This is a genomic window from Hydrogenophaga sp. SNF1, assembly GCF_034421675.1.
In the GTDB taxonomy this organism is placed as follows: Bacteria; Pseudomonadota; Gammaproteobacteria; order Burkholderiales; family Burkholderiaceae_C; genus Hydrogenophaga; species Hydrogenophaga borbori.
In genome coordinates this window covers 4,406,684-4,419,025 of the sequence record NZ_CP139793.1, presented here as the reverse complement: position 1 = coordinate 4,419,025, position 12,342 = coordinate 4,406,684, and the positions used below count along the sequence as shown (strand labels likewise).

Below are 12,342 nucleotides of genomic sequence, written 5' to 3'. Positions count from 1 at the left end.
GGGGTGGGGGCTTCGCGCGCCCGCCCGCCGATCCAGTCGGTCTGCGACGCCACGCCGTCCTGTGCCCGTGCGGGACGATCCAGCAGTGGCGTGCAGACCTTAAACCCTCACACGGGCTTTGTTCTTTTTTAAGGAATCGACATGGCTAAGGAAAAATTCGAGCGGACCAAGCCGCACGTGAACGTTGGCACGATCGGGCACGTGGACCACGGCAAGACGACGCTGACGGCGGCGATCACGACGGTGCTGGCGAGCAAGTTCGGCGGCGCGGCGAAGGCCTACGACCAGATCGACGCGGCTCCGGAAGAAAAGGCGCGTGGCATCACGATCAACACCGCGCACGTCGAGTACGAGACGGCCAACCGGCACTACGCGCACGTTGACTGCCCGGGCCACGCCGACTACGTCAAGAACATGATCACGGGTGCCGCCCAGATGGACGGCGCCATTCTGGTGTGCTCGGCCGCGGACGGCCCGATGCCCCAGACGCGCGAGCACATCCTGCTGGCGCGCCAGGTGGGCGTGCCCTACATCATCGTCTTCCTGAACAAGTGCGACATGGTCGACGACGCCGAGCTGCTCGAGCTGGTGGAGATGGAAGTGCGCGAGCTGCTGAGCAAGTACGACTTCCCTGGCGACGACACGCCCATCATCAAGGGCTCGGCCAAGCTGGCGCTCGAAGGCGACAAGGGCGACCTGGGCGAGCAGGCCATCATGCGCCTGGCCGAGGCGCTGGACAGCTACATCCCCACGCCCGAGCGCGCGGTGGACGGCGCCTTCCTGATGCCGGTCGAAGACGTGTTCTCCATCTCGGGTCGCGGCACGGTGGTGACCGGCCGTATCGAGCGCGGTGTGGTCAAGGTTGGCGAGGAAATCGAGATCGTGGGCATCTCGGCCACGCAAAAGACCACCTGCACGGGCGTGGAGATGTTCCGCAAGCTGCTGGACCAGGGCCAGGCGGGCGACAACGTGGGTATCCTGCTGCGCGGCACCAAGCGCGAGGAAGTGCAGCGCGGCCAGGTGCTGTGCAAGCCCGGCTCGATCAAGCCGCACACGCACTTCACCGGTGAGGTCTACGTGCTGAGCAAGGACGAGGGCGGCCGTCACACGCCGTTCTTCAACAACTACCGTCCGCAGTTCTACTTCCGCACGACCGACGTCACGGGCTCCATCGAGCTGCCCAAGGACAAGGAAATGGTCATGCCCGGCGACAACGTGTCGATCACCGTCAAGCTGATCGCGCCCATCGCCATGGAAGAAGGCCTGCGCTTTGCCATCCGCGAAGGCGGCCGCACCGTCGGCGCCGGCGTCGTGGCCAAGATCATCGAATAAGGAGCGGTGTCCATGGCTGCCACCAAACAGAAGATCCGCATCCGCCTCAAGGCCTTCGACTACCAGCTGATCGACGCATCGGCCGCCGAGATCGTCGAAACCGCCAAGCGCACCGGCGCCATCGTCCGGGGCCCCGTGCCCCTGCCGACGCGCATGCGCCGTTTCGACATCCTGCGTTCGCCGCACGTCAACAAGACCAGCCGCGACCAGCTCGAAATCCGCACCCATCAGCGCCTGATGGACATCGTGGACCCGACCGACAAGACGGTGGACGCGCTCATGAAGCTCGACCTGCCGGCCGGCGTGGACGTCGAGATCAAGCTGCAGTAAGGCCAGAGGCCCTGGTCTGCCGGGTTTTCGCCCGGTGGACTTGCACAAGGAATGCCCGCTGGCTATACTGGCGGGCTTTCCGGCTTTTGGGCCGGATATTTCGTGGCGCCGGCACCCTGGTGCTCGCCATTCAGGCGCGGTCTTCGGGCCGCGCACCATCAGCCCCGGCCAATTGAAGTCGGGAACGGAGAAAACAATGAGTCTGAGCAACTCCCTCGGGTTGTTGGGCCGCAAGGTGGGCATGATGCGCCTGTTCACCGATGACGGGGACGCAGTGCCTGTCACGGTGGTCGACGTGTCGAACAACCGCGTCACCCAGGTCAAAACCCAGGCCAACGACGGCTACGACGCACTGCAAGTCACCTTCGGCAAGCGCCGCGCCTCCCGCGTCACCAAGCCGGTGGCAGGCCACCTGGCCAAGGCCGGTGTCGAAGCCGGTGAACTCATCATCGAATTCCGCGTGACCGCCGAGGTCGCCGCCCAGTACAAGCCGGGCGACGTGGTCGATGTCAACAAGCTGTTCTCGCAAGGCCAGAAGGTCGATGTGCAAGGCACCTCGATCGGCAAGGGCTTCGCGGGCACCATCAAGCGCCACAACTTCGCCTCGCAGCGCGCGTCGCACGGCAACAGCCGTTCGCACAACGTGCCGGGCTCGATCTCCATGGCGCAAGACCCGGGCCGCGTGTTCCCGGGCAAGAAGATGACGGGCCACCTCGGCGACGTCACCAAGACCATCCAGAACCTCGACATCGTGCGCATCGACGAAGCCCGTCAGCTGCTGCTCATCCGTGGTGCCGTGCCCGGTGCCAAGGGCGGTTTCGTCACCGTGCGTCCCGCCGTCAAGGCCAGCGCCGCCAAAGGAGCGAACTGATGCAAGTCGAACTCCTCAACGACCAAGGCCAGGCCGCGTCCAAGCTGGACGTGCCCGAGACCGTGTTCGGTCGTGACTACAACGAAGCCCTGATCCACCAGCTCGTGGTGGCGTATCAGGCGAACGCCCGTCAAGGCACGCGTGCGCAAAAAGACCGCCAGATGGTCAAGCACTCGACCAAGAAGCCGTTCAAGCAGAAGGGCACCGGCCGCGCTCGCGCCGGCATGACCTCCTCGCCGCTGTGGCGCGGGGGCGGTCGCATCTTCCCGAACAGCCCCGACGAGAACTTCACCCAGAAGCTCAACAAGAAGATGTACCGCGCCGGCATGGCGTCGATCTTCTCGCAGCTCGTGCGTGAAGGCCGCCTGGCCGTGGTCGAGTCGATCAAGGTCGATTCGCCCAAGACCAAGCAGCTGGCCGACAAGTTCAAGGCGATGAACCTGAAGTCGTCGGTGCTCGTGATCGCCGACGAGGTCGACGAGAACCTGTACCTGGCTTCGCGCAACCTGGTCAACGTCCTGGTGGTCGAGCCCCGTTACGCCGACCCGCTGTCGCTGGTGCACTACAAGCAAGTGATCGTCACCAAGGCGGCGATCGACCAGCTCAAGGAGATGTTCGCATGAGCACCGCCCAATTCGACGAAGGTCGCCTGATGCAGGTCCTCGTGGCACCGATCGTGTCCGAGAAGGCCACCCAGGCCGCCGAACAATCCAATGCCGTGCTCTTCAAGGTGCTGCGCGACGCCACCAAGCCCGAGATCAAAGCCGCCGTTGAGCTGATGTTCAAGGTGCAGGTCAAGGGTGTGTCGGTCGTGAACCAGAAGGGCAAGACCAAGCGCTTTGGCAAGACCATCGGCCGCCGCGACCACGTGCGCAAGGCCTATGTCACGCTGATGCCCGGTCAGGAACTCAACTTCGGTGGGGAGGCCGCGTAATCATGGCTGTCATCAAGATGAAACCGACCTCGCCAGGCCGTCGCGGCATGGTGAAGGTCACGCGCGAAAACCTGCACAAGGGTGCCGGTTACGCGCCGCTGCTGGAGCCGCAGTTCCAGAAGGCCGGCCGCAACAACAACGGCCACATCACGACGCGCCACAAGGGCGGTGGTGCCAAGCACCACTACCGCGTGGTCGACTTCCGCCGCAACAAGGACAACATCCCGGCGAAGGTCGAGCGCATCGAGTACGACCCGAACCGCACCGCGCACATTGCGCTGCTGTGCTACGCCGACGGCGAGCGCCGCTACATCATCGCGCCGCGCGGCGTCGAGGTGGGCGCCACGCTGCTGTCGGGCTCGGAGTCGCCGATCCGCGTGGGCAACACCCTGCCGATCCGCAACATCCCCGTGGGTTCGACGATCCACTGCATCGAGCTGCAGGTCGGCAAGGGCGCGCAGATGGCGCGTTCGGCCGGTGCCTCGGCCGTGCTGCTGGCCCGCGAAGGCATCTACGCTCAGGTGCGCATGCGCTCGGGCGAAGTGCGCAAGATCCATGTGGACTGCCGCGCCACCATCGGCGAGGTCTCCAACACCGAGCACAGCCTGCGCCAGATCGGCAAGGCCGGTGCCGTGCGCCACATGGGCATCCGCCCGACCGTTCGCGGCACCGCGATGAACCCGATCGACCACCCGCACGGTGGTGGTGAGGGCAAGACCGGCGAAGGCCGCGCTCCGGTGGATCCGTGGGGCAACCTCACCAAGGGTTACCGTACCCGCAACAACCGCCGCACGCAGTCGATGATCGTCTCGCGTCGCAAGAAGTAAGGGGTTGACCACATGACTCGTTCGCTCAAAAAGGGTCCTTTCGTGGACCACCACCTGATGGCCAAGGTCGAGAAGGCCCAGGCCACCAAGGACAAGAAGCCGGTCAAGACCTGGTCGCGCCGCTCGATGGTCCTGCCCGAGTTCATCGGCCTGACCATCGCCGTGCACAACGGCAAGCAGCACGTGCCCGTGTACATCACCGACCAGATGGTCGGTCACAAGCTCGGCGAGTTCTCCCTGACGCGCACCTTCAAGGGGCATCCGGGCGACAAGAAAGCCAAGAAGTAAGGAACCACCATGAGTACGGAAACCCGCTCTGTCGTCCGTGGCGTGCGCCTGTCGGTGGACAAAGGCCGCCTCGTGGCCGACCTGATTCGCGGCAAGAAGGTCGACCAGGCCCTGAACATCCTGACCTTCACCCAGAAGAAGGCCGCCGGCATCGTCAAGAAAGCCCTGGAGTCCGCCATCGCCAATGCCGAGCACAACGACGGTGCCGACATCGACGAGCTGCGCGTCAAGACGATCTACGTCGAACAAGGCACGACGCTCAAACGGTTCGAGGCTCGCGCCAAAGGCCGTGGCAACCGCATCAGCAAACCCACGTGTCACATCTACGTGACGGTCGGCAACTGAGAGGCACAGGAACATGGGACAGAAAATCAACCCGACCGGCTTCCGCCTGGCCGTCTCGCGCAACTGGGCCAGCCGCTGGTACGCCAGCAACCGCGACTTCGCGGGCATGCTGGCCGAAGACATCAAGGTGCGTGAGTACCTGAAGGCCAAGCTCAAGAACGCCGCCGTGTCGCGCGTGGTCATCGAGCGCCCCGCCAAGAACGCCCGCATCACCATTTACTCGGCGCGTCCGGGCGTGGTGATCGGCAAGAAGGGCGAGGACATCGAGAAGCTGAAGAAGGAACTGGCCGTCAAGCTGGGCGTGCCGGTTGCCGTCAACATCGAAGAAGTGCGCAAGCCCGAGATCGATGCCAAGCTGATCGCCGACTCGATCACCCAGCAGCTCGAGAAGCGCATCATGTTCCGCCGCGCCATGAAGCGCGCGATGCAGAACGCCATGCGCCTCGGTGCCCAGGGCATCAAGATCATGAGCGCCGGTCGTCTGAACGGCATCGAGATCGCCCGCACCGAGTGGTACCGCGAAGGCCGTGTGCCCCTGCACACGCTGCGCGCCGACATCGACTACGGCACCTCCGAAGCCAAGACGACCTATGGCGTCATCGGCGTGAAGGTGTGGGTCTACAAGGGTGACACCCTGGGCCGCAACGACGCCCCCGTGGTGGCCGAGCCGCGCGCCGAAGAAGAGCGCCGCCCGCGTGGTCCGCGCCGTGAACGCAGCGAGCGCCCGGCCGGCCCGACCGCCCGCGCCGCCGTGCGCCGTGGCACCAACACCGCCCCGGCCGATGGCAGCGACAAGCCCGCCGAAGCCACGGGTGGTGATTCCAAACCCGCCGTTAAGCGCGTACGCAAAGACGCACCCGCACCTGCAGCTGCGGACGGCAAAGGAGAATAAACATGTTGCAACCCGCTCGTCGCAAGTACCGCAAGGAGCAGAAGGGCCGTAACACCGGCGTCGCCACCAGCGGCGCCACCGTTGCCTTCGGCGACTTCGGCCTGAAAGCCACCGACCGTGGCCGCATCACGGCCCGCCAGATCGAGGCCGCGCGTCGCGCGATCTCCCGTCACGTCAAGCGTGGCGGCCGCATCTGGATCCGTGTGTTCCCGGACAAGCCGATCTCGCAGAAGCCCGCCGAAGTCCGTATGGGCAACGGCAAGGGTTCGGTCGAGTACTACGTGGCCGAGATCCAGCCCGGCAAGGTGCTGTACGAAATCGTGGGCGTGCCCGAAGCGCTCGCCCGTGAGGCCTTCGCCCTGGCCGCCGCCAAACTTCCGCTGCGCACCACGTTCGTGACGCGCCTGCTGGGCCAGTGATTCAGGAGAACACGCTATGAATACTGAAGAACTGCGCCAGAAGGACGCGGCCGGCCTCGAGGCCGAGATCAAGTCGCTGCAAAAGGCCCACTTCAATCTGCGCATGCAGAAGGCCACGCAACAACTCAACAACACCGCCACGCTGGGCGACACCCGCCGTGCGATCGCTCGCGCCAAGACCATCCTGGCCGAGAAGCAGCGCGCAGCCGCCAAGTAAGGAGCCAACCATGACCGAAGCCAAAACCGCCCTCAAGCGCACCCTGGTCGGCAAGGTGGTGAGCGACAAGCGCGCCAAGACCGTGACGGTCCTGGTCGAGCGCCGCGTCAAGCACCCGATCTACGACAAGATCGTGATCAAGTCCAGCAAGTACCACGCCCACGACGAAAAGGGCGAGTACAAGCTGGGTGACCTGATCGAGATCACCGAGAGCCGCCCGATTTCCAAGACCAAGAACTGGGTGGCCAGCCGTCTGGTGCAGAAAGCCGCCATCGTCTGAGTCCGTTTCCCGGACCTGCGCAGCGCGCATCGAAAAAGCGACCGACAATCCGGTCGCTTTTTTGTTTTCAGCCCCCAACCGAACAGGAGAAACCATGATCAAGGTCGGAGACAAGCTGCCCGCCGGCACGCTGATGGAGTACAGCGAGGTCGAAGGCAACGGCTGCAGCATCGGCCCGAATCCGGTCGACGTGCAGAAGGCCGCCGCGGGCAAGACCATCGCCATCTTCGCGCTGCCGGGCGCCTTCACGCCCACCTGCTCGGCCAAGCACGTGCCGGGCTTCGTGCAGCAGGCGGCCGACCTCAAGGCCGCCGGCGTGGACGAGATCTGGTGCATCAGCGTGAACGACGCCTTCGTGATGGGCGCCTGGGCGCGCGACCAGAAAACCACCGGCGTGGTGCGCATGCTGGGCGACGGCAGCGCCGACTACACCAAGGCCACGGGCCTGACGCTGGACCTGACCGCGCGCGGCATGGGGCTGCGCAGCAACCGCTATTCCATGCTCGTGAAGGACGGCGTGGTCAAGACGCTCAACATCGAGGCGCCGGGCAAGTTCGAGGTGAGCGACGCCGGCACGCTGCTGGCCCAGGCCAAGGCGGCCTGATTCAGAGATCCACCTTGAGGTAGTGCGCGCCCTGCAAGGGGTTGTGGTAGTACGGCGCGATCTCGACGAAGCCGCTGTCCTGGTAGAGCGCGCGCGCCGCCTCCATGTCCGACAGGGTGTCGAGCAGCATGGTGGCGTAGCCCCCCATCTGTCCGAGCACCAGGATGCGGTCGACCAGCAGCCGCCCCAAACCGAAGCCGCGAAACGCCGGGCGCACGAACAGGCGCTTCATCTCGCAGGCGTCGGGGTGGTCGGCGCTGGGCAGCGGGCGCAGGGCGCAGCAGCCGGCGGGCGCGCCGTCCACCAGGGCCAGCAGCAGCGCGCCGCCTGGAGGGGCGTAGTCGCCAGGCAGCGTCGCCAGTTCGTCCTGAAAGCCCTGGAAGCACAGGTCCACGTCCAGCGAGGCCTGGTAGTCCAGGAACAAGGCGCGCACCGCCAGGATGTCTTCGGGGGATTCGGCCAGCCGCAGTTCAATGGCGGCTGAGGGCGTCTCGGGCATGGGTTCGGGGGGCGGCCGGCGGGGCCACAGGGGGAGGGCGAACCGGCAATATAAGTCAATCCGCCCGAGCGGGGCCAGCCAGCGCCGAGCCTGCCAGGCCGTCAGGGCGCGTAACCGACGCTGACCAGCCAGGCCACGAAGGCCGAGCACACCCCCAGCAAGGCCCCGGCGAGCGCCCGGTCCCAACGGCCGTCGCGCGAGGGCGGCAGGGGCGCGGGCAGTTGCTTGTCACCCTTCAGCATGGGTTGGACCAGCGACTGGCGTTTCACGAACAGGTACCAGGCGATGGCCAGCAGGTGCAGCACCAGCAGGCCGATCACCAGGTACTGCCCCACGTCCTTGTGGAAGCCGGTGGCGGCCGAGACCGTCTCGCCCGAGACGAAGCGCGCCAGCGGCCCGAAGGTGGCGATCTCGTCGTCGCTCATGAGGCCGCTGGCCACCTGGGCGGCCAAGGCCAGCAGCAGGGCGAACACCGACAGCGCGCCCAGGGGCGTGTGGCCGGCGGTGTGTTCCAGGGGCGCGCGACCACGCAGGTAGCGCAGCAGCGAGCGCGGCGAGTAGACGAAGCTGGCGAAGCGCGACCAGCGCCCGCCCAGGAAACCCCACACCAGTCGGAACAGCAGCAGCGCCAGCACGGCGTAGCCCAGCAGCAGATGCCACTCCATCCAGGCGCCACCGAGGGTGCCGGTGGTGATGAGCCCGATCACGCACAGCGCGAGCAGCCAGTGAAACAGTCGGGTGGGCAGGTCCCAGATGCGGATGGTGTGCATGTTGGCGAAGCGTGGGTGACGACCGAGCGGTGGATCGGGAAATGCCGCATCGGTTCAACGGAACTTTACCCGTCGTGGCAACCTCAGCGAGCGCCGGCCTGCAGAGCCGGCGTTCAACATCCCCACAGGAGATTCAATGAAGACAGTCGCTCCGCTCGTCCTGGCGCTGGCCGCCAGCGCCCTGGCCGCTCCGGCCATGGCCCAGTTCCAGAAACCCGAGGACGCCGTCAAATACCGCAAGGCCTCATTCACGGTGCTGGCCGCGCACTTCGGCCGGGTCGGCGCCATGGCCAACGGCCGTGTGCCTTTCGACGCCAAGGTGGCGGCCGAGAGCGCGGCCATCGCGGAGACCATGAGCAAGCTGCCCTGGGAGGCCTTCGGCCCTGGCACCGACAAGGGCGACACGCGGGCCCAGCCCGCCGTCTGGACCGAGCAGGCCAAATTCAAGGCGGCGGGCGAGAAGATGATGGGTGAGGTGGCCAAGTTGAACGCGGCCTCCAAGACCGGCAACCTGGACCAGATCAAGGCCGCCTTCGGCGCGGCCGGCGCGAGCTGCAAGGCCTGCCACGACGACTTCCGCAAGAACTGAGCGCGGCGCCCCGCGCCCAGCAAAAAGGCCGGTTGATCCCGGCCTTTTTTCTTGGGGACCCGCGCGCCGCGCTCAGGCCGCCAGCAGTTCCTCGATGAGCTTGTGCAGCGCGTCCATCTCGGGTTCGCCCACGTAGCGCTTGACGATGCGGCCCTGTTTGTCGAGCAGGTAGGTGGTGGGCGTGAGCTTCACGTCGCCCCAGGCCTTGGCGATTTCGCCGGTGTTGTCCAGCGCCACCTTGAAGGGCAGCTGGCGCGACTGCACGAAGTTCACCACCCAGGCCGGCGGGTCGTAGCTCATGGCCACGGCCATGGTCTCGTAGCCGCGCGGCGCGTATTTCTGGTGGGTGGCCACGAGCGCGGGCATTTCCTTCACACAGGTCACGCAGGTGGTGGCCCAGAAGTTCACCAGGGTGACCTTGCCTTGCAGGTCGGCCGTGCGGGCCTGGCTGCCGTCGAGCAGCACGAAGGTGGAATCCGGCGCGGCCTCGCGGCCCGCGCAGCCGCTCAGGCCCAGCACGCCGGCGGCGCCCAGCGCCAGGCCCGCGCCCAGCACCTGGCGGCGGTTCGGTTCGGGCCTCTTGGTCATCGGGTTTGTCATTTCCTGCTTCACCATCTACAGTGCCCGCCTCGGATCAACGTGAGGGAGCACCCACATGCAGCGCCGCCAGTTTCATCACCTGTCCCTGGGCAGCTTGGGATTGCTGATTGTCGCCGCCCAGCGCCAGGCCTGGGCATTGTCCCTGTCGGACCTGACGGACAAGGACGCCGCCGCCGGCATCCGCACCGCGCTCGAGAAAGGTGCGCTGGCCGCCGTGGCCTTGCTGGGCAAGACGGATGGATTCCTCGGCAACCCGAAAGTTCGGATTCCCCTGCCCGGCTATCTGGAAGATGCGGCCAAGCTGCTCAGCTTCGCCGGCCAGGGCAAGCGGGTGGACGAGCTCATCACCGGCATGAACCGTGCCGCCGAGCAGGCGGTGCCCCTGGGCAAGGACCTGCTGGTCGGCGCGGTGAAGTCCATGAGCGTGACCGACGCCAAGAACATCCTGACGGGCGGCGACGACTCCGTCACCCGTTTCTTCGCCGACAAGACCCGCGCTCCGCTGGGCGAAAAATTCCTGCCGGTGGTCACGAAAACCACCGAGAAGGTGGGCCTGGCCCGCAGCTACAACCGCGTGGCCGAGAAGGCCTCCGGCTTCGGGCTGGTGAAAAAGGAGGACGCCAACATCGAGCGCTACGTCACCGGCAAGTCGCTCGACGGCCTCTACACCATCATCGGCGAGGAGGAGCGCAAGATCCGCCAGGACCCGGTGGGCACGGGCAGCGACATCCTCAAGAAGGTGTTCGGCGCGATCAAGTAACACCGCTGCCGCGCTTTGCGCGACACACCAGGTCCTCGGCGCGGGGGCAACCGCCGCCCGGCAGAGCCGGCTCTTCTGTGCTTCTGTAAGTGAGTGGCTGCTACTTCTTCAGGCGGCGGCGCGCAGACTCCAGTCGGTCGTCCAGGTAGCTGCCGTAGAAGTCGGTGGAGGTCACGCCCTCCAGCCGCTCGGCCAGTTCGCGGCCCTCGGGGCCGAAGAAGAGGACCGTGGGTGTCAGGCGCACCCGCCATTCCTCGGCCAGGGCGGCGGGCGTGGTGGTGCGGCCGCCGAAGTCCTGTATGGCGGTGGCCTTGTCCTGCAGGTCGAGCTGCACGGCGATCAGTCGGCCCTCGCGCATGAGCGGGTGCAGGTAGCTGTTGCGCACCAGCTCGCAATAGACGCAGCCGCGCAGCGTGATCATCACGACCAGGGGTTCGCCGCGCGCGGCCGTGGCGTCGGCCGCGGCGCGCAGCGATGGGGGGGTGGGCAGGGGTTGGTAGGCCATGGCGGTTCAGATCGCTCCGCTGCCGCGGAGTTGCGCGAGGCGCGCGGCGTCGGCGCCCAGCCACTCGGCGAGCACCTCCTCGGTGTGTTGGCCCAGCAGCGGCGGCGGGCGGTGATTGCACACGGGCGTCGCACTCATCTTGATGGGGCTGGCGACCAGGTCCATGGCGCCGGCCAGCGGGTGTTCCCAGGTGTGGACCATGCCGCGCTCGCGCACCTGCGGGTCGCTGAACACTTCGGCCAGGTCGTTGATGGGGCCGCAGGGCACCTTGGCGGCTTCCAGGGCGGCCAGCCAGTCGGCCTTGCCGCGCGTCTTCATCACGGCCTCCAGCAGCGGCACCAGCACGGCGCGGTGCCGCACGCGGTTCTGGTTGCGCGCGAAGCGCTCGTCGCGGGCCAGTTCGGGCCGGCCGGCGACGTCGCAGAACTTGGCGAACTGGCCGTCGTTGCCCACGGCCAGGATGATGTGCTGCGCCTGGCCGCTGTCGTCGGGCGCGACCTCGAACACCTGGTAGGGCACGATGTTGGCGTGCGCGTTGCCCGCGCGGCCCGGCACTTTCCCATCGGCGCGGCCGCGCACCAGGTAGTTGGCGCCCAGGTTGGCCAGCATGGCCACCTGCGTGTCGAGCAGGGCCATGTCGATGTGCTGGCCTTCGCCGGTGCGCTCGGCGTGGCGCAGCGCGGCCTGGATGGCGACGGTCGCGTACAGCCCGGTGAACAGGTCGGCCACGGCCACGCCCACCTTCTGCGGGCCGCCGCCGGGCAGGTCGTCGCGCTCGCCGGTGATGCTCATGAGGCCGCCCATGCCCTGCACCGCGTAGTCGTAGCCCGCGCGGTCCTTGTACGGGCCGGTCTGGCCGAAGCCGGTGATGGAGCAATAGACCAGGCGCGGATTGAGCGCGCGCAGCGCGGCGAAGTCCAGCCCGTAGCGCGCCATGTCGCCCACCTTGTAGTTCTCCACGAACACGTCGGCCCGGGCGGCCAGTTCGCGGATCAGCGCCTGCCCGGCGGGCACGGAGAGGTCGCAGGTGATGGAGCGCTTGTTGCGGTTGGCGCCCAGGTAGTAGGCCGCCTCGGCGGTGTCCTGGCCGTCGCGTCCGCGCAGGAAGGGCGGGCCCCAGCCGCGCGTGTCGTCGCCGCCGGGGTGGTCGGGGCCGCGCGGGCGCTCCACCTTCACCACGTCGGCGCCCAGGTCGGCCAGGGTCTGGGTGCACCACGGGCCGGCGAGGACCCGCGAGCAATCGAGGATGCGGATACCATCCAGAGCATTCATCCGTGCAT

General features: G+C 66.9%; 20 protein-coding genes. 15 read left to right on the top strand and 5 right to left on the bottom strand.

The window, feature by feature from the left end; genetic code table 11:
* Positions 1-141 precede the first annotated feature (141 nt).
* The 13 genes from tuf to SOM08_RS21145 all read left to right on the top strand — a co-directional run bounded on the left by tuf (position 142) and on the right by SOM08_RS21145 (position 7,339).
* Complete coding sequence (gene tuf / locus SOM08_RS21205; protein WP_204743597.1) at positions 142-1,332, top strand: elongation factor Tu; 1,191 nt, start codon at positions 142-144, stop codon at positions 1,330-1,332.
* Positions 1,333-1,344: 12 nt separating this feature from the next.
* Positions 1,345-1,662: a 30S ribosomal protein S10 gene (rpsJ, locus tag SOM08_RS21200; RefSeq protein WP_070401262.1), complete on the top strand. Its 318-nt coding sequence runs from the start codon at positions 1,345-1,347 to the stop codon at positions 1,660-1,662.
* 196 nt (positions 1,663-1,858) lie between these two features.
* Entirely contained in the window at positions 1,859-2,533 is a 675-nt protein-coding gene (gene rplC, locus SOM08_RS21195; protein ID WP_070401261.1) for a 50S ribosomal protein L3, read from the top strand.
* A complete protein-coding gene (gene rplD, locus SOM08_RS21190; RefSeq protein ID WP_116960984.1) occupies positions 2,533-3,156 on the top strand; it encodes a 50S ribosomal protein L4 in 624 nt (207 codons plus the stop codon). Before rplC ends, rplD begins: the two co-directional genes overlap by 1 nt.
* Complete coding sequence (gene rplW / locus SOM08_RS21185; RefSeq protein ID WP_070401259.1) at positions 3,153-3,467, top strand: 50S ribosomal protein L23; 315 nt, start codon at positions 3,153-3,155, stop codon at positions 3,465-3,467. Before rplD ends, rplW begins: the two co-directional genes overlap by 4 nt.
* A gap of 2 nt (positions 3,468-3,469) precedes the next feature.
* The gene (gene rplB / locus SOM08_RS21180) at positions 3,470-4,294 is read left to right on the top strand and encodes a 50S ribosomal protein L2 (RefSeq protein ID WP_070401258.1); all 825 of its coding nucleotides are present in this window, start codon (positions 3,470-3,472) and stop codon (positions 4,292-4,294) included.
* 12 nt (positions 4,295-4,306) lie between these two features.
* Positions 4,307-4,582 (top strand): 30S ribosomal protein S19, encoded by a 276-nt coding sequence (gene rpsS / locus SOM08_RS21175; protein ID WP_070401257.1) that lies wholly within the window; start codon positions 4,307-4,309, stop codon positions 4,580-4,582.
* Positions 4,583-4,591: 9 nt separating this feature from the next.
* Positions 4,592-4,927: a 50S ribosomal protein L22 gene (gene rplV, locus SOM08_RS21170; RefSeq protein WP_009519300.1), complete on the top strand. Its 336-nt coding sequence runs from the start codon at positions 4,592-4,594 to the stop codon at positions 4,925-4,927.
* 13 nt (positions 4,928-4,940) lie between these two features.
* A complete protein-coding gene (rpsC, locus tag SOM08_RS21165) occupies positions 4,941-5,819 on the top strand; it encodes a 30S ribosomal protein S3 (RefSeq protein ID WP_116960983.1) in 879 nt (292 codons plus the stop codon).
* A 2-nt stretch (positions 5,820-5,821) separates the two neighbouring features.
* The gene (gene rplP, locus SOM08_RS21160; RefSeq protein ID WP_070401255.1) at positions 5,822-6,238 is read left to right on the top strand and encodes a 50S ribosomal protein L16; all 417 of its coding nucleotides are present in this window, start codon (positions 5,822-5,824) and stop codon (positions 6,236-6,238) included.
* Between the two features lie 16 nt (positions 6,239-6,254).
* Positions 6,255-6,455, top strand: coding sequence for a 50S ribosomal protein L29 (gene rpmC / locus SOM08_RS21155; RefSeq protein WP_070401254.1), 201 nt, complete (start codon positions 6,255-6,257; stop codon positions 6,453-6,455).
* A 10-nt stretch (positions 6,456-6,465) separates the two neighbouring features.
* Positions 6,466-6,735, top strand: coding sequence for a 30S ribosomal protein S17 (gene rpsQ, locus SOM08_RS21150; RefSeq protein WP_070401253.1), 270 nt, complete (start codon positions 6,466-6,468; stop codon positions 6,733-6,735).
* Between the two features lie 94 nt (positions 6,736-6,829).
* Entirely contained in the window at positions 6,830-7,339 is a 510-nt protein-coding gene (locus SOM08_RS21145; RefSeq protein WP_070401252.1) for a peroxiredoxin, read from the top strand.
* Between the two features lies 1 nt (position 7,340).
* Here the strand turns inward: SOM08_RS21145 and SOM08_RS21140 are convergent, their stop codons facing one another.
* Positions 7,341-7,838 carry a GNAT family N-acetyltransferase gene (locus SOM08_RS21140; RefSeq protein WP_116960982.1) on the bottom strand — a complete coding sequence of 166 codons (498 nt, stop codon included), beginning with the start codon at positions 7,836-7,838 and terminating at the stop codon, positions 7,341-7,343.
* A gap of 101 nt (positions 7,839-7,939) precedes the next feature.
* The gene (locus SOM08_RS21135; protein WP_116960981.1) at positions 7,940-8,608 is read right to left on the bottom strand and encodes a cytochrome b/b6 domain-containing protein; all 669 of its coding nucleotides are present in this window, start codon (positions 8,606-8,608) and stop codon (positions 7,940-7,942) included.
* 136 nt (positions 8,609-8,744) lie between these two features.
* Here SOM08_RS21135 and SOM08_RS21130 point away from each other — a divergent pair, with 136 nt between their 5' ends.
* Positions 8,745-9,197 carry a cytochrome c gene (locus SOM08_RS21130; protein WP_322469688.1) on the top strand — a complete coding sequence of 151 codons (453 nt, stop codon included), beginning with the start codon at positions 8,745-8,747 and terminating at the stop codon, positions 9,195-9,197.
* Between the two features lie 72 nt (positions 9,198-9,269).
* Here SOM08_RS21130 and SOM08_RS21125 read toward each other — a convergent pair whose 3' ends face one another.
* Positions 9,270-9,785, bottom strand: coding sequence for a TlpA disulfide reductase family protein (locus SOM08_RS21125; RefSeq protein ID WP_322469687.1), 516 nt, complete (start codon positions 9,783-9,785; stop codon positions 9,270-9,272).
* A 67-nt stretch (positions 9,786-9,852) separates the two neighbouring features.
* On the opposite strand from SOM08_RS21125, the gene SOM08_RS21120 reads away from it, so the two are divergent.
* A complete protein-coding gene (locus SOM08_RS21120) occupies positions 9,853-10,557 on the top strand; it encodes a DUF4197 domain-containing protein (protein ID WP_116960978.1) in 705 nt (234 codons plus the stop codon).
* Positions 10,558-10,657: 100 nt separating this feature from the next.
* On the opposite strand, the gene SOM08_RS21115 is transcribed toward SOM08_RS21120, so the two are convergent.
* Positions 10,658-11,062: a thioredoxin family protein gene (locus SOM08_RS21115; protein ID WP_116960977.1), complete on the bottom strand. Its 405-nt coding sequence runs from the start codon at positions 11,060-11,062 to the stop codon at positions 10,658-10,660.
* A gap of 6 nt (positions 11,063-11,068) precedes the next feature.
* Positions 11,069-12,334 carry a CaiB/BaiF CoA-transferase family protein gene (locus SOM08_RS21110; RefSeq protein ID WP_322469686.1) on the bottom strand — a complete coding sequence of 422 codons (1,266 nt, stop codon included), beginning with the start codon at positions 12,332-12,334 and terminating at the stop codon, positions 11,069-11,071.
* Between the last annotated feature and the right edge of the window lie 8 nt (positions 12,335-12,342).